21 protein-coding genes are annotated in these 20,128 nt (G+C 70.2%); 15 read left to right on the top strand and 6 right to left on the bottom strand.

The window, feature by feature from the left end:
* Positions 1 to 18 precede the first annotated feature (18 nt).
* The 3 genes from FSY98_RS05205 to FSY98_RS05195 are packed head-to-tail and all read right to left on the bottom strand — an operon-like array spanning position 19 to position 2,545.
* Positions 19 to 888, bottom strand: coding sequence for an ABC transporter permease (locus FSY98_RS05205; protein WP_144874576.1), 870 nt, complete (start codon positions 886 to 888; stop codon positions 19 to 21).
* A gap of 2 nt (positions 889 to 890) precedes the next feature.
* Entirely contained in the window at positions 891 to 1,763 is an 873-nt protein-coding gene (locus FSY98_RS05200) for an ABC transporter permease (RefSeq protein ID WP_144874574.1), read from the bottom strand.
* Positions 1,764 to 1,780: 17 nt separating this feature from the next.
* Positions 1,781 to 2,545 (bottom strand): IclR family transcriptional regulator, encoded by a 765-nt coding sequence (locus FSY98_RS05195; RefSeq protein WP_144874572.1) that lies wholly within the window; start codon positions 2,543 to 2,545, stop codon positions 1,781 to 1,783.
* A gap of 199 nt (positions 2,546 to 2,744) precedes the next feature.
* On the opposite strand from FSY98_RS05195, the gene FSY98_RS05190 reads away from it, so the two are divergent.
* From FSY98_RS05190 to FSY98_RS05160, 7 genes are all read left to right on the top strand, one after another.
* On the top strand, positions 2,745 to 3,749 hold the full coding sequence (locus FSY98_RS05190; protein WP_186307550.1) for a DUF6282 family protein: 1,005 nt from the start codon (positions 2,745 to 2,747) through the stop codon (positions 3,747 to 3,749).
* Between the two features lie 6 nt (positions 3,750 to 3,755).
* Positions 3,756 to 4,688, top strand: a complete 933-nt coding sequence (locus FSY98_RS05185; RefSeq protein ID WP_144874570.1) for a 3-keto-5-aminohexanoate cleavage protein — start codon at positions 3,756 to 3,758, stop codon at positions 4,686 to 4,688.
* A gap of 24 nt (positions 4,689 to 4,712) precedes the next feature.
* Complete coding sequence (locus FSY98_RS05180) at positions 4,713 to 5,654, top strand: hypothetical protein (protein WP_144874568.1); 942 nt, start codon at positions 4,713 to 4,715, stop codon at positions 5,652 to 5,654.
* Between the two features lie 8 nt (positions 5,655 to 5,662).
* Positions 5,663 to 6,439: an HpcH/HpaI aldolase/citrate lyase family protein gene (locus FSY98_RS05175; RefSeq protein WP_144874566.1), complete on the top strand. Its 777-nt coding sequence runs from the start codon at positions 5,663 to 5,665 to the stop codon at positions 6,437 to 6,439.
* Between the two features lie 118 nt (positions 6,440 to 6,557).
* Positions 6,558 to 7,316: an SDR family NAD(P)-dependent oxidoreductase gene (locus FSY98_RS05170; protein WP_144874564.1), complete on the top strand. Its 759-nt coding sequence runs from the start codon at positions 6,558 to 6,560 to the stop codon at positions 7,314 to 7,316.
* The gene (locus FSY98_RS05165; RefSeq protein ID WP_144874562.1) at positions 7,313 to 8,548 is read left to right on the top strand and encodes an iron-containing alcohol dehydrogenase; all 1,236 of its coding nucleotides are present in this window, start codon (positions 7,313 to 7,315) and stop codon (positions 8,546 to 8,548) included. The genes FSY98_RS05170 and FSY98_RS05165 overlap by 4 nt, the downstream gene beginning before the upstream one ends.
* 17 nt (positions 8,549 to 8,565) lie before the next feature.
* Entirely contained in the window at positions 8,566 to 9,993 is a 1,428-nt protein-coding gene (locus FSY98_RS05160) for an NAD-dependent succinate-semialdehyde dehydrogenase (protein WP_144874560.1), read from the top strand.
* 22 nt (positions 9,994 to 10,015) lie between these two features.
* On the opposite strand, the gene FSY98_RS05155 is transcribed toward FSY98_RS05160, so the two are convergent.
* Positions 10,016 to 10,666, bottom strand: a complete 651-nt coding sequence (locus FSY98_RS05155; protein ID WP_144874558.1) for a TetR/AcrR family transcriptional regulator — start codon at positions 10,664 to 10,666, stop codon at positions 10,016 to 10,018.
* A gap of 102 nt (positions 10,667 to 10,768) precedes the next feature.
* Between FSY98_RS05155 and FSY98_RS05150 the strand changes: the two genes are divergently transcribed.
* The gene (locus tag FSY98_RS05150; RefSeq protein ID WP_186307549.1) at positions 10,769 to 11,461 is read left to right on the top strand and encodes an SDR family NAD(P)-dependent oxidoreductase; all 693 of its coding nucleotides are present in this window, start codon (positions 10,769 to 10,771) and stop codon (positions 11,459 to 11,461) included.
* Positions 11,462 to 11,474: 13 nt separating this feature from the next.
* Here FSY98_RS05150 and FSY98_RS05145 read toward each other — a convergent pair whose 3' ends face one another.
* Together FSY98_RS05145 and FSY98_RS05140 are read right to left on the bottom strand one after the other, a co-directional pair.
* Positions 11,475 to 12,206, bottom strand: a complete 732-nt coding sequence (locus tag FSY98_RS05145; protein ID WP_144874554.1) for a triose-phosphate isomerase — start codon at positions 12,204 to 12,206, stop codon at positions 11,475 to 11,477.
* Positions 12,203 to 12,988 (bottom strand): DeoR/GlpR family DNA-binding transcription regulator, encoded by a 786-nt coding sequence (locus FSY98_RS05140; protein WP_144874552.1) that lies wholly within the window; start codon positions 12,986 to 12,988, stop codon positions 12,203 to 12,205. The genes FSY98_RS05145 and FSY98_RS05140 overlap by 4 nt, the downstream gene beginning before the upstream one ends.
* 183 nt (positions 12,989 to 13,171) lie before the next feature.
* Between FSY98_RS05140 and FSY98_RS05135 the strand changes: the two genes are divergently transcribed.
* From FSY98_RS05135 to FSY98_RS05105, 7 genes are read left to right on the top strand one after another with little or no spacing between them, the layout of a single operon-like run.
* Positions 13,172 to 14,620 carry an extracellular solute-binding protein gene (locus FSY98_RS05135; protein WP_144874550.1) on the top strand — a complete coding sequence of 483 codons (1,449 nt, stop codon included), beginning with the start codon at positions 13,172 to 13,174 and terminating at the stop codon, positions 14,618 to 14,620.
* A gap of 2 nt (positions 14,621 to 14,622) precedes the next feature.
* Positions 14,623 to 15,579 (top strand): carbohydrate ABC transporter permease, encoded by a 957-nt coding sequence (locus tag FSY98_RS05130; RefSeq protein WP_144874548.1) that lies wholly within the window; start codon positions 14,623 to 14,625, stop codon positions 15,577 to 15,579.
* Entirely contained in the window at positions 15,576 to 16,481 is a 906-nt protein-coding gene (locus FSY98_RS05125) for a carbohydrate ABC transporter permease (RefSeq protein ID WP_144874546.1), read from the top strand. Before FSY98_RS05130 ends, FSY98_RS05125 begins: the two co-directional genes overlap by 4 nt.
* Before the next feature lie 50 nt (positions 16,482 to 16,531).
* A complete protein-coding gene (locus tag FSY98_RS05120; protein WP_186307548.1) occupies positions 16,532 to 17,029 on the top strand; it encodes a secondary thiamine-phosphate synthase enzyme YjbQ in 498 nt (165 codons plus the stop codon).
* Positions 17,026 to 18,525, top strand: coding sequence for an L-fuculokinase (locus FSY98_RS05115; RefSeq protein ID WP_144874542.1), 1,500 nt, complete (start codon positions 17,026 to 17,028; stop codon positions 18,523 to 18,525). Before FSY98_RS05120 ends, FSY98_RS05115 begins: the two co-directional genes overlap by 4 nt.
* Positions 18,522 to 19,328 (top strand): sugar phosphate isomerase/epimerase family protein, encoded by an 807-nt coding sequence (locus FSY98_RS05110; RefSeq protein ID WP_144874540.1) that lies wholly within the window; start codon positions 18,522 to 18,524, stop codon positions 19,326 to 19,328. The genes FSY98_RS05115 and FSY98_RS05110 overlap by 4 nt, the downstream gene beginning before the upstream one ends.
* 30 nt (positions 19,329 to 19,358) lie before the next feature.
* Positions 19,359 to 20,126: an SDR family oxidoreductase gene (locus FSY98_RS05105; RefSeq protein WP_144874538.1), complete on the top strand. Its 768-nt coding sequence runs from the start codon at positions 19,359 to 19,361 to the stop codon at positions 20,124 to 20,126.
* Positions 20,127 to 20,128 lie beyond the last annotated feature (2 nt).

Here is a 20,128-nt window from a genome sequence, read left to right as displayed (position 1 = left end):
AGGCTCCTTCTGGGCGGCTCAGCGGCGCCGCGTGCGGCGGACGAGGAGGGGGATGAGCAGGAGGAGGGTCACCGTGACCACCACCAGGCTCGAGGACGCGGCGATGGTGGGGTCGACCTCGACCGTCACCGCGGTGTACATCTGCACGGGCAGCGTCTGGAAGGTCGGCGATCGCAGGAACAGCGCGATCACGACCTCGTCGAGGCTGGTCACGAAGGCGAAGATGGCGCCGGTGAGCACGCCGCGTCCGATCAGCGGCAGCGTCACCCGCACGAAGGTCCGGGCGGGCGAGGCGCCGAGCGACGCCGAGGCGCGCAGCAGTCGGGCGTCGAAGCCGCCCAGCGCGCTGGTGACGGACACGAGGACGAACGGCACGCCCAACGCGGCGTGCGCGAGGACGTAGCCGCCGAGGGATCCGACCAGGTGCCACTGCAGGAACGTGATGTAGACGGCGACCGCCACGACGATCGCAGGCGTGACCATCGACACCATGAGCAGTGTGCGGACGAACTGCGGCAGCCGGCCGGACAGCGAGTACAGCCCCACCGCGGCGGCCGTGCCGACCGTCGTCGCCAACAGCGAGGCCAGTACGGCGACCAGGAGCGAATTGCCCAGGGAGCCGATCCACTTCGGGTTCGTGAAGAAGTTGCGGTAGAGGTCGAGCGACCACTCGCGCGGTGGGAACTGGAAGCTGCCGGATCCGCCGAAGCTCATCGGGATGACGAACAGCGTCGGCAGCACGAAGTACAGGGCCACGGCTGCGCCGATCACGATGAGCCACCACGGGATGGGGTCGACGGAGCGGTCGCGGCGACGTCGGCCGCGGCGACCGGCGGTGATGGTCGCCGTCTCGGTCGCGTCGTCGACCCTCGGCTTCAGGTCGGTCATGATCAGCTCTTCCCCGACGTCGCGACGACGCCGATCGCGGATACGGCCCCGCCCACCCGGTTGGCCCACCAGACCAGGGCCAGGGTGACGACGAGCACGAGCATGCCGAGCGCGCTCGCGCCGGCGAAGTCGAGCAGCTGCGTGGTGCGCTGCGCGAGCAGCTGGGCGATGAGCGACTGCTGCGGCGACCCCAGCAGGGCGGGGGTGACGTAGAAGCCGAGGCTGAGGGTGAACACGAGGATCAGTCCGGCGACGACGCCGCCGCGGGACAGCGGCCAGTAGATCTTCCAGAACGCGGCCAGCGGGGATGAACCGAGTCCGCGCGCGGCGAGGAGGAGCCGGCGGTCGATGCCGCTGAGCGACGAGAACAGTGGCAGCACCATGAAGGGAAGCAGCACCTGACTCATGGCGATCGTGACGCCGATCTGGGACCCCACGAGCTGGATGTCGCCGAGTCCTATCCAGGACAGTGCGGTGTGCACGGGTCCCCCGCGCTGCAGGATGGTCAGCCAGGCGAAGTTGCGGGCCATGACCGACGTCCAGAACGGGATGAGGACGACCACCAGCAGCAGCGCCCTGGTGGTGTCGCTCACCCGTGTCATCAGGTACGCGTAGGGGTAGCCGAGGGCGAAGGCCACGATCGTCACGATGAGGGCGGTGGTGGCGGTGCGGCCGAGCACGGTGAGGGTGACCCCGTCGGTGAACAGCTGGACGTAGCTCGCCACGGTCCATCCGCCGCCCGCGCTCGGAGGCAGCTGGAAGCTGCGCACGAGACTCTGTCCGAGCGGGATCAGCAGCACGCCGGCCAGCAGGGCGAGCGCCGGCACGAGGAGCAGCCATGCTGCCCGTGGTCGCCGTCGTTGTGATGTCGTCATGGTCCTCTCCGGGCCGGTCAGGGGGTGAGAAGGTCGCTGAGGCGGTCTGCGGCGTCGCGGAGCAGCTGCACCTTCTCGGTGCGTGACTCCCCGGAGGGCAGCATCGCGCTGGTGCCGAGCAGCGCGATGGCCGCCTGGATGTCGTGGGCGCCGAACACGGGCGCGGCGACCGACGAGAGCCCGATGCGCCCGAGGTCGCCCCAGGCGACACGCTCTCGGCGCACGCGCGCGAGTTCCTGGGACTCCCGGGCGATCTCGGCGGGCGCGAGGCCGGCGTGCGCGCGGGCGACGACGTCGGGGTCGCTCTGGAACGCGAGGAGGGCGCGGGACTGCGCCGCGCGCACCTCGAGATTCGTCCCGACTTTGACGGTCAGGATGATCGTGCCCCGCAGTGCCTCTTCGACGAGGGTCACCACCGCGCCGCCGCGTCCGAGCATGCTGAGCACGCACGTCGACTCCGCGGCATCCGAGAGCTCGCGCATGATCCCCGGTGCGAGGCTCAAGATCTGCTGTCGCCCGGAGATGAGGGCGGCCAGTTGATCGAAGAGCGGCCCGAGGCCGTAGCCGGCATCCAGGAATCCGGCGCCCTGCAGCGACTGCAGGTAGCGGTGCGCGGTCGTGCGGTTGAGTCCGAGCCGTCCGGCGACCAGGGCGGGGGTCAGGGTGCGGGTGTCCTGATCAAGAAGCGCCAGCACGGCCGACGCGCGCTCGATCGACTGGATCGCGCCTCGCTCGATCTCGGGAAGAGACGTCGGGGTCTCCTCGTCGTCGTCGAGTTCCATGCCCACCTCCTCGTCGAGTGGTCGTGACGTTCACATTACAGCCGCGGTATTCAGAATATGAACGATACGGGTGTCTGATCGGCGATGTCAACAGGTCGTGTCGCAGTAACAGCGACGGGAAAGTTGCGATGGACAAGCCGGGATGTGTGTCATATGGTGAACGCAGCTATTCACAATCCGAACACAAGGAGGTCGTCGGATGAGCACCACCGACGCACACGACATGCCGTCGTACACGGCCACAGAGCCCACGCCCGCTCTGCTGAAGGTCATCGACGGCGCCGTCGATCTGCACACGCACTCCGGCCCCAGCCCGTTCCCGCGCCGCCTCAACCACGTCGAGGCCTCGCACGACGCCGGCCGCATCGGTCTGCGAGCGATCCTCATCAAGTCGCACCACCACAACACCGTGATGGACCTCCTCGCCATGCGCGATCAGCTCCGCGAGGCGCCCGTCCCGGCATACGGCGGCGTGGCCCTCAACACCGAGGTCGGCGGGGTGAACCCCTCGGCGGTGGCCGTCGCCATCCAGATGGGCGGCCGCGCGGTGTGGGGGCCGACCGTCTCGGCGAAGCAGCACATCGATGCGCACAATCACGACGACGGCTTCCCGTCGGCAGGGTCGAACCTCGAAGAGAAGGAGGAGTCGATCTTCGACGAGAACGGCGACGTCTCGGCAGAGACGGTGCGCGTCGCGCAGCTCGTGGCGGAGGCCGACATCCTGCTGACCGGCGGCCACCTCGACGTGGAGTCGCAGAAGGCCTGGTTCGCCACCGCGCAGAAACAGGGCGTGAAGCGGCTCCTGCTGCACCACCCCGACTTCATCATCGGCGCGAGCGAGAGCAACGTGAAGGAGATCCTCTCCTACGGCGCCTTCGTCGAGCACGAGATGTCCATGTACCACCCGGGCGTCCCAGCGCCCGGGTGGCCGATCTCCCGTCTGATCGACTGGATCGAGCGGATCGGCCCCGAGCGCACCGTCATCGACTCCGATCTCGGCCAGCGCGACAACCCGCCGCCCACCGAGGGCTACCTCTACGTGGTGCAGGCGCTGCTCGATCACGGCATCTCCGAGAAGGACGTCCGGCGGATGATCGTGCACAACCCCGCCTACCTCCTCGGCCTGGAGGACTCGCCTGAGCCGTCGGCGCAGACCGGCAGCCGCGTCCTCCCGTGGTCGGGCGACACCGTCGGCCGAGCGTAGGTCGCCGTGCACATCGCGGAGAAGGTCATCATCACCACGGCGGTGACGGGCAGCGTCAACGTGCCGTCGCAGAGCGACCACCTGCCGATCACCACCGACGAGGTGGTGCGGTCGGCGCTCGACGCCGCCGCCGCGGGGTCGGCGATCATCCACCTCCATGCCCGGCATCCGGACGGACGCCCGGCCTGGGAGGCGGAGATCTACGAGGAGATCGTGCCGCGCATCCTCGACGAGGTCGACGTGGTCATCAACATCACCACGGGCGGATCGTCGCAGATGACGATGGACCAGCGGCTCGCCGGGGCGAACCGGTTCAGCCCCGAGCTCGCGAGCCTGAACATGGGGTCGATGAACTTCGTCTACTCGGGCATCGCCGACAAGGTCACCGAGTGGAAGCACGACTGGGAGGAGCCGTATGTGCGGGGGACGTACAGTCACCCGTTCATCAACAGCTTCGATCGCATCGAGCAGACCCTGCGGGAGCTCGGCGAGAAGAGAGGTACGCGCTTCGAGTTCGAGTGCTACGACATCGGCCACCTCTATTCGCTCGCCTACTTCGTCGACAAGGGCCTCGCGAAGCCGCCGTTCATGATCCAGGGCGTCTTCGGCATCCTGGGCGGCATCGGGGCGGACCACGCCAACCTCGAGCACATGGTGCGCATCGCCGACACGCTGTTCGGCGACGACTACCAGTTCTCCGCCTTCGCCGCGGGGCGCGCGCAGATGCAGTTCGCGACGCACTCGGCGTGGCTGGGCGGCCATGTGCGTGTGGGGCTCGAGGACAGCCTGTGGATCGGCCGCGGCAGGCTCGCCCGCAGCAACGCCGAACAGGTGCAGAAGATCCGATCCGTCGTCGAGGACCTCGGCCGCGAGATCGCCACCCCCGACGACGCGCGTCGCATGCTCGGTCTCAAGGGCCGAGCCGGCGTCACGCTCTGACCGACCGCATTCCCAGGAGCAGACATGCCCACGCAGTACGCCTCAGACGACATCCGCTCGACCCTGCAGGCGGCGGCCCCCGCCGTCGAGGTCGACCCGTCCACGCCCATCAAGCCGTCGCAGTGGATCGAGTTCCTCGCGCTCGAGCCGACCGAGCAGACCCCGGCCGGGAGCCGGACCTGGCTCGCCCGCAGCGCCACACTCGTGGTGGCCTACACGGTCGCCGTGGCGGGTGACACGTTCACCCGCGCCGATCAGCCCGACGAGTACGCGGTGCTGCAGTATTCGGGCAGCGCGCCGATCCGCGTGCGGGCCGGCGCCGAGACGCAGGACGTCGCGGAGGAGGCCTTCGTGGTCGTGCCACCGGGAGAGTCGTCGATCGAGGTCGTAGAGGACGGCATCCTCATCCGGCTCTTCTCCGTCGTCGCCGACGATCTGCGCGCCGCGGCGCTGAACGCCGACGCGTACGACGAGCCCGATCCGCGCGCCGCACCGCTCGGCGAATGGCCCGACCCCGTCGACGGGTTCCGTCTGCGCGTGTACCCGCTCGCCGAGACCCCGATCGCACCGGGGCGGTTCGGCCGCATCTTCCGCACCACGAACCTCATGGTCAACTTCCTCGCCGAGGAGCCGCAGCCGCGCGACCCGCTGAAGCTGTCGCCGCACTTCCACGACGACTTCGAGCAGATCTCCCTCGCCGTTCAGGGGCGGTTCGTGCACCACATCCGCTACCCGTGGGGTCCGGATTCGACGCAGTGGCGACCGGACGAGAGCCGCGAGATCGCCACCCCGTCGATCTGCGTCATCCCGCCGCCGACCGTGCACACCACGCAGGGCGTGGGGCCGCACCAGCAGCTCATCGACATCTTCTCGCCGCCGCGCGTCGACTTCTCGGCCTCGGGGTGGGTGCTCAACGCCGCCGACTACCCCGCCCGGCCGGGCGTCGGCGTGCCGGAGGGGCTCTGATGGGAGGGATGCCGAGGCGCAGCCTCTTCCGCGCCGCGTTGCGGCGCGCCGATGCCGTGCCGCTCGGCACCTGGGTGAAGCTGCCCGCGGTGGAGAGCATGGAGCTCGTAGCCCTGGCCGGTTTCGACTTCGCGGTGATCGATCTCGAGCACTCGGCGATGAGCATGGAGACCGTGCACCGTCACATCGGCGTCGCCCTGCTCACGGGCGTCGCCCCGATCGTCCGGGTGCCGTCGCTCGACGGCGGGATCGTGCAGCGCGTGCTGGACGCGGGAGCCGAGGGAATCATGCTGCCGCACGTCGACACCGTGGCTCAGGCGCAGGCGGCTGCGGCGGCCGTGCGATTCGCGCCGCGGGGGACGCGCGGCGTGGGGTCGACGAGTCGCGCGGGGGCGTGGGGGGCGCTCTCGCGCGAGGAGTACCTGCGCTACGGCGACGAGGAGGTCGTCCTCATCCCGCAGATCGAGAGCGCGGAGGCGGCATCCGCCGCGGCGGCGATCGCCGCGGTCGACGGCGTCGATGCCCTCCTCGTCGGGGCTGCGGATCTCTCCACCGGAATCGGCAGGGCTGAGAGCGACCCGGAGGTGCAGCGCCTCATCGCCGATGCCGTGGCCGCCTCGCACGCCGTGGGGGTGCCGATCGGGAACGCCGGCGGTGCCACGGCGTCGTCGGTCGAGGCATCCGTCCGGGTCGGTTTCGACTTCACGATGATGAGCAACGACGCGAGCCTGCTCGGCGCGGCCGCCCGCGCCGCCGTCGACGCGGGACGGACGGTGCGCCGGTGACACCGCCCGCTCCGGTCGACATCATGGAGGCAGCGCCCCGCCGACTCCGTACGCACACCGCACCCGCGCGTCCGCGTGGTGCTGCGACGCCCGTCCGCCGCCGCGAGAAGAGGATCCGATGACCGCATCACTGCTGCACGACAAGGCGGTGCTCCTGATCGGGGCCAGCACGGGCATCGGCCGCGAGGCCGCGCGCGTGTTCGCCGACGAGGGAGCGCGCCTGGTGCTCGCGGCCCGCTCGGGCGCCGCGCTCGACGAGATCGCCGAGGAGCTGCGCTCCGCTGACCGTGAGGTGCGCGTCGTCGTCGGCGACGTGACCTCTGCCGGCGACGTCGCGCGCATGGTCGACGAGACCGTCGCGGCGTTCGGACGTCTCGACGGCGCCTTCAACAATGCGGGCCTTGGGCAGGTCGGTCTGCTGCACGAGGTGACGGAAGAGGACTTCGACCACGTCATGGCGGTGAACGTGAAGGGCATGTGGCTGTGCCTCCGCGAAGAGCTGCGGGTCATGCGGGCCCAGGGCTTCGGCGCGATCGTCAACACTTCGAGCGTGGGCGGCGCCAAGGGCAGCAGCGGCCTCGGTGTCTACCAGGCGACCAAGCACGCGGTGAACGGCCTCACCCGCAGCGCCGCGCACGACAACGGCCCCCTCGGCATCAGGGTGAACGCCGTCGCGCCTGGTCCGACTCGCTCGGCGATGATCGACGCGATGCTGGCGGCGGATCCGCAGGCGATGGACAGGCGTCTCGCGGCGATGCCGCTGGGCAAGATCGGTACCGGTGCCGAGGTCGCGAACGCCGCCGCCTGGCTGCTCAGCGACCGCGCGAGCCACACGACCGGCGCGGTGCTGCCCGTCGAGGGAGGGATGACCGCATGAGCGGACCATCGTCGCAGACGCTGTCGCACGCGGTGATGCGCGCGCCGGATGCCGTGCACTTCGGCCGGGGTGCGCGTCGCTCCCTCGCCGCAGCGGTCGCCGAGCTCGGCAGCCGCGCCCTGATGGTCGTCGATCCGTTCCTCGCCCGCTCGGAGAGCTTCGCGGAGGCGCTCGATGCCCTCGACTCGTCGGGCGTCGCCGTCCGCGTGCACAGCGAGGTGGTGCCGGAGCTGCCCGTGGCCGAGGTGGTCGCCGCCGCGGATGCGGCGCGCGCGTGGCATCCGGACGTCGTGGTGGCCTGGGGCGGCGGGTCGGCGCTCGACCTCGGCAAGCTCGTCGCGCTGCTGCTGTCGCAGCCGGGCCCGCTCTCCGACTATTACGGCGAGAACAGGGTCCGAGGGCCGGTGCTGCCGATCGTCGCCGTGCCCACGACGGCGGGAACGGGCTCCGAGGCGACTCCGGTCGCCGTGGTCTCCGATCCCGACCGTGCGCTGAAGGTCGGGGTCTCCGACGCGCGGCTCGTCCCGCGGGTGGCGATCGTCGACCCCGACCTCACCGTCGGCGCCCCCGCGCACGTGACGGCGCATTCGGGCATCGACGCGATCGTGCACTGCGCCGAGTCGTTCACGGCCGTCGCGCGCGACCCGGAGTGGTCGGAGCGACTGCCGATCTTCGTCGGCCGCAACCGCCTGAGCGCCCTGCTGGCGCTCGACGGCCTGCGCGCGATGGGCACAGCGCTTCCGCGCGCGGTCGCGCTCGGCGACGACCTCGATGCGCGCGAGCAGATGGCCTGGGGCAGCCTGCTCGGCGGACTCGCCTTCGGGTCGGGCGGCACGCACCTGTCGCACGCGCTGCAGTATCCGATCGGCGCGATGACGCATACCCCGCACGGGCTGGGCACCGGCCTCATGCTGCCGTACGTGCTGCAGGCCTGTCGTGCCGAGACGCAGCCGCAGCTGGCCGAGATGGCGGTCGCGCTGGGCGTCGCGACCGGGTCGCCGACCGACGACGCGCAGGCCGCGATCGACCGCCTCGCCGAGATCTGCGCCGAGATCGGGCTGGCGCCCTCGCTGGCCGAGCTCGGCCTCACCCGCTCCCAGTTGCCGCAGGTGGCGGAACTCGCGGCCGGGGTCACCCGGCTGACGGCCCTCGCGAGCGTGGCGGCCACCCCCGACCTGCTGATGCGCATCCTGGACGCCGCGTTCGACGGCGACCGCTCGCGCCTGGACTGATCCGAAGAGGAAGAGAAATGACCCACCGTTCCGAGCTGTTCATCGACGGCGTCTGGCGCTCCGGCGGCGACGGCGCCACGTTCCCCGTCATCGACCCCTCCGACGGGTCGACCATCGCCGAGTTCGCGATCGCCACGATCGACGACTGCACCGCCGCGGTCGAGGCTGCGGAGGCGGCGCTCCCCGCGTGGGCGGCGACGTCGCCCCGCGAGCGCTCGGAGATCCTCCGTCGAGCCTTCGACATCCTCACCGAGGAGAAGGAGACGCTGACCGAGCTCATGGTGCGCGAGAACGGCAAGTCCTGGCCGGATGCCGCGGCCGAGGCGGGATACGCGACAGAGTTCTTCCGGTGGTTCGCCGAGGAGGCCGTGCGCATCCCCGGCGACTTCCGCCTGTCGCCGAACGGAGACAAGCGCATCATCGTCACGCGGGAGCCCATCGGAGTGTCGCTGCTCGTCACCCCGTGGAACTTCCCCGCGGCGATGGCCACCCGCAAGCTCGCTCCGGCGCTCGCGGCCGGGTGCACGACGATCCTCAAGCCCGCCAGCGAGACCCCGCTCACCGCGGCCTACGTCGTCGATGTACTCGCCCGTGCCGGGGTGCCCGACGGCGTGGTCAACCTCGTCACGCCCGCTCCGACCGGACCGGCCGTCGCCCACATGATGCAGCACCCCGCCGTGCGCAAGATGTCGTTCACGGGGTCCACCGAGGTCGGGCGGGTGCTCCTGCACGAGGCTGCCGACACCGTCGTCTCGACCTCGATGGAGCTCGGTGGCAACGCCCCCTTCCTCGTGCTGCCCGGGGCGGATGTCGAGGAGGCCGTCGCCGGCGCCATGCTCGCCAAGATGCGCAACGGCGGATCGGCGTGCACCGCGGCCAACCGCTTCTACGTCCACTCCTCGGTGCACGACGAATTCGTCGCCGCGCTCGACGCGGCACTCGGCGAGGTGCGGTGGGGGCCTGGCCTCGACCGCGAGAACACGCTCGGCGCGCTCGTCTCGACCACGGAGCGCGACAAGGTCGCCGACCTCGTGGTCGCTGCGGAGGCGGAGGGCGCGCGCGTCGTGCGGGGCGGCACCGCGTCGACCGCCGGCGCCTTCTATCCGCCCACGCTGGTCGTCGACGTCGCGCACGGGTCGTCGCTGACCCGTACGGAGATCTTCGGCCCGGTGGCCGCCGTCGTGCGCGTCGACGACGTCGACGAGATGGTCAGGATGGCCAACGACACGATCTACGGACTGATCGCCTACGTGTTCGGCGAGGAGGCGCTGGCGCTGCGCACCGCGCTGCGGCTGGAGGCCGGGATGGTCGGCGTGAACAGGGGAGTGCTGTCCGACCCCGCGGCGCCCTTCGGCGGGGTGAAGCAGTCGGGACTCGGGCGCGAGGGGTCGAGCGAGGGCATCCTGGAGTACCTGGAGGAGAAGTACATCGGCATCGCCCCCTGATCGACCGGCGGGGTCGCGCCGGTCAGAGGATGCGGCTCAGAGACTCCGCCATCGCGCGGAATTCGAGCGGTCGCGGGTCGAGGGCCGCCGTCGCGATGGACGGGCGGGTGCCGTCGACGACCAGTGCGGCGTAGCGCCGCCACAGATCCGGCTCGATCTCCCGATAGGCCATTGCGAGCGTGCTGATCATGACGCCGAGCGCGATCGTGTCCTGACGGGTGAAGCCGGGGCGCAGCTCATCGGCGGCGACGGCGGCATCGATGAGCGCGTCGGCGACGCCGGCCAGTCGGTCGCTGATCTCGGCGGGGAATCGGTCGAACCGGTCGGGCCCGAACAGCACGGTGGCGAGGCTGCGGTCCTGCGCGTGCAGCGCGATCATCCCGAAGAGGTACGAGCGGAACGCGTCTCCGGGATCGGAGAGGGCGGCGGCATCGTCGACGACCGTCATGACGGCGCCGATCTTGTCGTCGAAGAGCGCATCGAGCAGCGCGACCTTGTCGGGGAACTTGCGGTAGATCGTGCCGATGCCGACGCCGGCCTGCGCGGCGACGTCGCTCAGGGTCGCGGAAGGGCCGCGTTCGGCGAACACCGTCGAGGCGGCGTCGAGGATGCGGCGGCGGTTGCGCTCGGCATCAGCGCGAGGTCGGCGAGTGGACGGAGCATCGAGGGGCATGCATCGAGCCTAACAGAAACGGATACGGAACATCCGGTTCCGGTTAGTGTATGGTCGGAGGAGCGCATCCGCCGAAGGATGCCTCGATCCCAGGAGGAACCCATGTCCCTGCTCGTCGTCATCGGATACGGCCCGGGTAACGGCCACGCACTCGCCCGTCGCTTCGGCGTCGGAGGATGGTCGATCGCCCTCGTCGGGAGGGATGCCGCTCGTCTCGATCGGGGGGTGGCCGCGCTCGCCGCGGCTGGGATCTCTGCGAGGTCCTTCGTCGGGGATGCCGGCGATCCCGCCTCCGTCCGCGCGACCATCGCCGGCATCCGCGCCGAGCTCGGCGCGATCTCGGCGGTCGCCCTCACGGCGTATCGCCCCATCGAGGTGCCGGACGTGCTCGGTGCCGATCCGGCCGCGATCGTCCACGTCTTCGACATCGGTGTGGCGGGCCTGTTGACTGCAGTGCAGGAGTCGCTCGACGATCTGCGCCGCGCGTCCGGCTCCGTGCTCGTCGTCAACGGGGCACTGGGGCAGCACGACGACGACATCGATGCGTTCGCCGTCTCCTTCGGCGGCGATGGGGTGGCGCTCGAGTGCTCGGCGAAGACGAAACTCGTCGGCCTGCTCAGCGCACGACTGCGTCCCGATGGCGTCTACGTGGGCGAGGTGGTCATCAATGGCTCGGTCCTGGGGTCCCCGCACGCGGGCCCGACGGCCATCGACCCGGCCGACGTCGCCGACAGGCTCTGGGGCATGTCGGTCGCGCGCGACGAGACCCATGCCGTCGTCGTCGAGGAGCGCTAGGACCGGCCGGCGGTCAGGACCGCGCGGCGTCGAACCCGGCGCGCGTAGAGGCGATGAAGTCCGCAGCCGCCTGCCGTGGCGATTCGCTGCGCACCACGGCCGACGTCACTCCGGTGCCGTGCGCACCCGCGCGCATGATCTGCTCGGCGTCGCGGGGGTGCGCGACACCGCCCGCGTGCATCATCAGCACGTCGGGGGCCGACAGCCCGGCGTCGCGCGTGACCGCCTCGATCCACGGGCGGTCGCCGCCGCCGTCGCCTCCGATGAGCTCCGGCGGTTCGTAGAGCACGACCGTGGGGGAGAGGGGCAGCAGGTCCCTGACTTCGGCATCGGATCCCGCGCACACCATCGTCATCAGGCCGTTCTCCTGTGCGCGCTCGATGAGCAGGGGCAGAGTGCCCGGAGCGGTGGGGTTGCTGTCGTGGTTCAGCATGACGCCGTGCGCCTCGGCATCCGCGAGCATCTCGGCGAGCGTGCGGCCGACGCTGGGCCCCAGCGGGTCCGCCTGCATCTCCTGCGCGAACACGAAGACATCGGGCGCCGCCGCGCGGACGGCTGAGATATGCGCGGTCGGCACCGTGAGGATCACCGAGACGCCATGGCGCACACCCGCCTCGCCCGCTGCGATCGCCAGGTCGATGGTCGCCGGAAGGCGCAGGAGGTTCTTCGGGCCGATCTCGAAGAACGGCGGCGCGAGGAGGCGGTGCGGTCGCGCGGTCCGCGCGTCCGCCACGACGGCCGTCACGACTGCGGCTCCGCGAGCACGACGGAGAGCGACGAGGGCATCGAGTTCAGCACGCCGTCGTCGGCGCTCGCGTCGGTCACCAGCACGCTGACGTCCTCCACCCCCGCCACCCGCGACATGAGCACCCGCCCGAGCTTGGAGTGGTCTGCCACGAGGACGACCCTGTCGGCCCGCTCGATCGCCAGGCGCTTGCCGGCGCTCTCGTCGGGGTCGTAGTCGGTGAGGCCGCGCGTCGGGTGCACGCCGCTGATGCCCATCACGTAGGTGTCGACGTTGTAGTGGCGCAGGTCGTCCGCCATGGTGGAGCTCGTCGTGAGCCGCTCCGACGACTTCAGCCGTCCGCCGAGCAGGAAGATCTCGATGCCCGGCTCCTCGGCCAGCTCCTCGGCGACGAGGAGGCTTCTCGTCAGGACCGTGAGCGTGCGCCCCGTCCCGCGCAGGGAATGCGCTGCGGCGAGGGCGGTGCTGCCGCCGTCGATGAAGACGACCTCGTCGTCGGAGAGAAGCTCGGCGACAGCGCGTCCGATGTGGGACTTCGTCTCGTACTCGGCGGTCGCGCGGGTCGAGAGAGCGGGCTCCCGGCTCTTCGCGTCGAGCAGCAGGGCGCGACCTCCGACGAGCCGGCGGACCACGCCGTCCTCCTCCAGCACGCCCAGGTCGCGGCGGATGGTCATCTCGGAGACACCGAAGTGCACAGCGAGGCTCTGGATGTCGACCTCGGCGTGGTCACCCATCAGACTCTCGATCTCGGCGCGTCTGCGCTGAGGAGTCGTCGCGCTCATTCCCACAGTGTGGCCTTTCTTTACGCGATCGGCCTGGGGGCCGTCCGCGACGAGAATCTATCACAGCATGTTTCCGATCTGTAACAGATTCACAATCTTTCACCCGGCTATTGCGGCACTGGTGTGAACCAATTACATTGACGTGAAAGACGTTCACACCCGTTGGGGATCGGAAGGACACTGATGTACCTCTTCTCACGCACTGATTCGATCGGCCGCCGTACGCGCACCGTTCGCACGCTCGGTACCATCGGCCTGACCGCAGCCGCCGCTCTCGCCTTCGCCGGGTGCAGCGGCGGAGGGGGCGCCGCCGTCGACCCCGACGCGGCAGACGGGTGGTCACAGGAGTTCGCCGGCACCGAGCTCAACGTTCTCGCCGAGGCGACGCTGAACTCGGACATTCTCGCGGAGCTCGCTCCCGAGTTCACCGCGAAGACCGGCATCGAGGTGAACATCGAGACGGCGCCCTTCGCGCAGCTCGTGCAGAGCGTCACCCTCGACTTCTCGACCGCGCAGGGCGACTACGACGTCGTCTCCATCCCGTACGACTACCTCGGCGCGTACGCCGGCAGCGACTACCTCGAAGAGATCACACCGCTGATCGACGCCAACGCCGACCGCGTCGGCGACGACTACGACCCCGACGACATCATCCCCGGCCTCTGGCAGACCGCGGCGGAGTGGGACGGCAAGAGCTACGGGATGCCGTCGAACAGCGCGGTCACGATGATGATCTACCGCGCCGACCTGTTCGAGAACGCCGATGAGAAGGCCGCGTTCGCCGCCGAGTACGGCTACGAGCTCGCCCCGGCCGAGACCTGGGAGCAGTACCGCGACATCGCCGAGTTCTTCACCCGCGATGCCGGGGAGACTCTCGCGGGGGAGACCCTGACCCAGCCGATGTACGGCGTCACGCTGGCCGGAAAGCGCCACGAGGCCTCGGTCTTCGAGTGGATGAACTACGCCGACGCGTTCGGCGGCGGGGTCGTCGACGAGAACGGCGAGCTGGTCATCGACAGCGCGGCCTCGGTCGAGAGCCTCGACTACATGAAGTCGCTCGGCGAGTTCGCGCCCCCGGGGTTCACGTCTGCGACGTGGGACGAGGTCACCGCCAACCTGCAGCAGGGCCTCGCCGCGCAGGCGATCTCCTGGGGAGACACGGCGGGCGCGATGGAGGACGAGTCGCAGTCGGCGGTCGTCGGCAAGATGGGCTACGGCGACATCCCCGTCGCCGCCGAGGGCGACGAGCACCACGCGCTGCACGGCGCATGGACCTACACGATCAGCACGCAAGCGGTGGATGCCGATGCCGCCTACCTCTTCATCGCCTGGGCGCTCTCCGCGCCGGTGCAGAAGCAGATCGGCGAGATGGGTGGCGTGCCGGCCACCCGCGCAGCGTTCGAGGACACCGATCTCGTCGCCGCCCTGCCCTCCTGGCCGCAGCAGCTGAGCAGCCTCGAGAACGCACTCGCCCGACCCCGCAACGCCGAGTGGCCGCAGATGCTCGACCAGCTCGCCCTGCAGGTCTCGACGGCCCTCGTCGGAGACGAGACGGCGGAGAAGGCGCTGAACGGCGCGCAGACCGAGATCGAGGGCATCCTCGGCGACAAGCTGCCGCTGCAGGAGTTCTGACCATGTCGACCCTCATCGAGGCCCCGCCGACATCACCGTCGGCGGGGGGAGCACCGCGGGAGGCGCTGCGCTCGCAGGCACGCCGCCGCGTGTTCTGGACGCGCTTCGGCATGCAGGCGCCGAGCCTCATCATCCTCGCCGTGGTCCTCGCCTTCCCACTGGTGTACAGCGTGGTGCTGAGCTTCCAGTCGTACAGTCCGGTCGACCGCGAGGCCGACGGACGGTTCATCGGACTCGACAACTACGTGCGCATGTTCGGCGACGCGCAGTTCGGCCGCGCGATCCTCGTCACGATCGCCTACGTCGTGCTCGCGGTCGGCATCGAGACCCTTCTCGGCACCGTCATCGGGGTCGTGCTCTCCCGTCTCATCCGCACGAGGCGCATCGTCACGTCGGCGCTGCTGCTGCCCATGATCGCCACCCCGCTGGTCGTGGGACTCATGTTCAGCTTCGGACTCAACCCCCAGTTCGGCTACATGACCGGATTCCTGCGGACGCTCGGGCTGGTCGGCGACGGCGGCGTGCTCGACTCGGCCGGCGGCGCATTCGCCGCACTCGTCGTGATGGACGTCTGGGAATGGACGCCCTTCATCGCGCTGATGGTGCTCGCCGGCCTCGCCGCCGCGCCCCAGGCGCAGATACAGGCCGCCCAGCTCGACGGCTGCAACACCTTCCAGCTCTACTGGCACGTCATGCTGCCGATGGTGCGGCCGGTGCTCATCGTCGCCGTGCTGTTCCGCGCGACCGAGGCCATCCGCCAGTTCGACCAGGTCTACATCCTCACGGGCGGCGGCCCTGGGTCGGCGACCACCGTGAACGACATCTTCCAGTACCGGGTCAGCTTCGCCGCGTTCGACATGAGCTACGGAGCGGCGCTGGGCGTCGCCACCTTCGCGGTCGTCGCCACGCTCGCGGCCATCCTCTTCCGCTACCTGAACCGCAAGGGAGCCGACGCATGAGCACCTCGACCGTCGTGAACACGCGCGCCATCGTCACCCGCGGCTCGGGGAGCCCGCTCGAGACCCCGCTGCACGCTCGCAGCTCGCGCGCACGCGTGCTGCAGACCGTGCTCGGCCTGGTGGCCGCGGCGCTGATCCTCGTCTACCTGTCGCCGATCATCTGGCTGGTGCTGACCTCCTTCAAGGACCGCGTCGACATCTTCTCCTCGGCGCCGACCATCTTCTTCGCCCCCACTCTCGAGAACTACCGCCAGGCCTTCCTCGACAAGGGCTTCACCGACAACCTGATGAACTCGGCCGTCGTCGGCGCGGTGTCGACCGTCATCGCCCTCGTCGTCGGCGTCCCCGCCGCGTACAGCCTGAGCAGGGCGCGCAAGGGCGAGACGTTCATGATGGCCCTGCTCGCGGCCCGACTGCTGCCCGCGATGGTTCTCGCCGTTCCGCTCTTCGTCCTCGCCTCGAGCCTCGGGGTGCGCGACTCCTACTTCGCGCTCGTCGCCGCCCACCTGACGTTCGCCCTGCCGTTCACGGTGTGGATGATGCGCGGATTCTTCCTCGCGGTGCCGATCTCTCTCGACGAAGCGGCACGGCTCGACGGGTGCGGGGAGTGGGGGACGTTCCTCCGCGTGATCGTGCCGATCGTCAAGCCGGGTCTCGCCTCGACCGCGATCTTCTGCCTCATCAACTCATGGAACGAATTCCTGTTCGCCCTCGTGCTGACCGGGCGCAACACCGAGACCCTGCCGGTGGCCATCCCCGGCCTCATCACTCCGATCGGCACCTCGTGGGGTCAGGTGGCCGCGGTGGGCACCGTCACGATCCTGCCGGTCCTCATCATCGCGTTCATCGTGCAGAAGCACATCGTCGCCGGCATGACCGGCGGGGCGGTGTCGGCCGAATGAACACCCCGTACTCGTCCTCCGCCCTCCCCGCCTCAGCAAGGAATTCTCCGATGGTCGCGCTCTCGCACTCGTTCACCCTCTCCACCCCCGCCCGGCAGGACTTCTTCGACGTCACCGACGAGGTCACCCGGTTCGTCGCCGAATCCGGAGTCGCCGAGGGGGTCGTGCTCGCCTTCACCCCGCACACCAGCTGCTGCATCCTCATCCAGGAGGAGTCGGAGGATGTGACCTACTACGGCACCCAGCTGCTGCTGCAGGACACCCTGAACGTCTTCGCGAAGATCGTGCCGCCCGCTCGGCACGAGGGCCAGTACCTGCACCCCGGACCCATCCACATCAAGAACGCGGCCGAGCTGCGCGGCGAGCACCCGTCGTGGGGGCTCAACACCGACGGGCACATCATGTCGTCGATCATCGGCCGCTCCGAGTCCGTGCCGGTGCGCGACGGCGCCCCCGTCCTCGGCGAGTTCGGCCGCGTGTACTTCGGTGATCTCGACGCGGTCCGCGCGCGGGAGCGCACGGTGGTGCTGACGATACTGGGCGAATGAGCATGCTGATCTACGCCGTCGATCTGGGCACGACCAACATCAAGGTCGTGCTGTTCGACGAGCGCGCCCGAGAACTCGCCTCCGCATCCGAGCCGATGCGGTACCGGCGCGACGGCGCGGTCGTCGAGTTCGCCCCCGACGGGGTCACCGACGCGGTGCTGCGCCTCATCGCGCAGTGTGCGGACGTCGCAGCGGTCGGCGCCGACGACGACGCCCGCATCGTCGTCACGGGTCAGGCCGAATCGCTCGTGCTGGCCGACGCCGACGGACGGCCGCTCGCGCCCGGGATCTCGTGGATGGACGAGCGGTCGACGGTGGAGGCCGACGAGATCGCGGCGCACTTCGGAACCGACGCCGCCTTCGCGGTGACGGGCCAGCCCGAGGCGGTCGCGACGTGGCCCGCCACCAAGCTCCGCTGGTACGCCGCGCATCGGCCCGACGTCCTGGCCGCGGCGCAGCACGTGCTGATGATCAAGGACTTCGTGCTGCTGCAGCTCACCGGACGGGCCGTGGGCGAGGAGACCACGCGCGGATTCACCTACTTCTACGACGTGCCAGGGCGACGGTACTGGGACGAGATGGTCGACTTCTGCGGCATCCGTCGCGATCAGCTGCCCGAGGTCGTGCCCGCCGGCTCTGCCGTCGGACCGGTCCTCGAGGCGGTGGCCGCGCAGCTCCCGCCCGCACGCTCCTATGCGGTGAACGCGGGGGCGCTCGACCACTTCTGCGCCATGCTCGGGCAGTCCTCGTATGCGGCCGGCGCCGTCAGCGCGTCGGCGGGCACCGTGCTCGCCCTGTCGGTGCTCGCCCAGGGCGGCGCCGTCGACCCGACGAGCAGGGTCTCGTTCCACCCCGGCCTCCGCCCGGGCGAGACCGTGCTGTTCGGCTGCGCCGACAGCGGCGGTGTCGTCGTGGAATGGTTCCGCGAGGGCATCGCCGGAGGCATCTCCTACGACGAGCTGGAGCGCGAGCTGCGCGAGCGCGACCACCGTGATGCGCCCGTGTTCCTGCCGTACCTCACAGGGGTCAACCCGCCGGACTTCAACGCGGAGGCGCGGGGCGCGTTCGTCGATCTGCAGCTGCGGCACGACCGGGTCGACCTGGCGTACGCCGTGATGGAGGGCGTCGCCCACCTGCTGCGCCGGAACATCGACGACCTGCGCCGCTCCGGCATCGCGGTGGACGAGATCGTCAGCGCCGGCGGCGGCACGGCATCCGCGTTCTGGAACCAGCTGAAGGCCGATGCGACCGGCATCCCGTTGCGCGTGCCCGCCCAGCAGGAGGTCGCCTGCCGAGGCGCGGCGATCCTCGCGCTCGTCGATGCCGGAGCGCTCGGCTCGATCGACGATCTGGGAGGTCTGGACACGCCGGCCGAGCACGTCTTCCACCCGCGCGCCGACCCCGCGCGCGCCCGCCGCTACTCCCGCTTCGACACCGCCCTCGCGCGCCTGTACCCGCAGGCGGCGCCGACACCCCTCCGAGAGAAGGACAGATGATCCTCTGCTGCTCCACCCCCATGATCCCCGGCGACAGCCTCACCGCTCAGGCAGAGCTGCTGCGCGACTGGGGCTACGACGCCATCGCGGTCTTCCAGCCGGTCGAGCTGTGGACCCCGCAGGTGCGGCAGGAGCTCGGCGAGCTCGAGTCTCGCACCGGCGTCCGTCCGGTCGAGTTCGTCCTCGTCGGCGACATCTACGGGCACGCGATGTCGGACGACGCCGACCTGCGCCGACAGTGCCGCGACATGTACCGGGAGACCGCCGACGTCTGCGCCGAGCTGGGGCTCGTCACCGAGATCGAGTACCAGTACGGCCCGCAGAACCCGATGCCGCTGTTCGAGCCGTACCAGCAGCTCTCGGCCGCGCAGCACGACGGTTTCGTCGCCTTCTACCGCGAGCTGCTCGACCGCGTCGCAGGGTCGGAGGGCGCCGTGCTCCTCGAGCCGCTGAACCGCTACGAGAGCCGCTACCTCAACTCGGTCGCCGACAACCTCGCCGTGCTCGCCGAGGTCGCGCACCCGAACGCCGGTCTGCTGCCCGACACGTTCCACATGTCCATCGAAGAGGCCTCCATCCCCGACGCGCTGCGCGTCGCCGGCGACGAGGTGACGCACGTGCACCTCGGCGACAGCAACCGCCTGCTGCCCGGCAGCGGAGCACTCGACTGGACGGCCATCTTCGGCGCACTCGCCGACATCGGCTACCGGGGCGCGGTCAACCTCGAGTGCTCGACCGAGGGCGACCCCGCCCGCACCCTGCCGCAGACCGCCGCGCGCCTGCGCGAGCTCATCGGCGCCTGAGACTTCCCCGTTCCACCTGAAGGAGACACCATGAACATCGACCTCGCCGGACGCATCGCCGTCATCACCGGAGGCGGCCGCGGCATCGGCCTCGCCGTCGCACGCGCCCTCGCCGCGGAGGGCACCGACATCGCCCTGTTCGACCTGCTCGACACGGTCGAGCAGACCGCCGCGCAGATCGCCGAGGACTTCGGAGTGCGGGCCCTCGGCCACCGGCTCGACGTGACGGATCAGGATGCCACGGCCGCGGCCTTCGCGCACGTCACCGCACAGCTGGGCGTGCCCCGGGTGCTGCTGACCGCGGCGGGGATCGAGATCAACGGGGACTCCATCGACGTCACCGCCGACCAGTGGCGCAAGGTCATCGACGTGAACCTCACCGGCACCTTCTTCTCTGCGCAGGCGTTCGGCCGCACGCTGCTCGAGGCGGGGGAGACCGGCAGCGCCGTGCTCATCTCCTCCATGTCGGGCTCGATCGTGAACGTGCCGCAGTGGGCGGCCTCGTACAACTCGTCCAAGGCCGCCGTCGCGCACCTCGCGAAGTCACTGGCGGTGGAGTGGGCGGCATCCGGCATCCGGGTGAACTCGATCGCACCGGGTTATGTCCTCACAGACCTCACGAAGCAGATCATCGAGCGCGAGCCCTCGCTCGAGGCCGAGTGGATCTCGCTGATCCCGCAGGGTCGCATGGCGACACCCGAAGACGTGGCGGGGCTCGTGGTCTTCCTCGCCTCGGACGTCTCCAGCTACATGACCGCCCAGCAGGTCACCATCGACGGCGGCTACACCGCCGTCTGACC

The sequence above is a fragment of the Microbacterium sp. 1.5R genome (assembly GCF_007667425.1).
Lineage (GTDB): Bacteria > Actinomycetota > Actinomycetes > Actinomycetales > Microbacteriaceae > Microbacterium.
The sequence above is the reverse complement of the archived record's forward strand: the minus strand, read 5'-3'. Positions and strand labels throughout refer to the sequence as shown.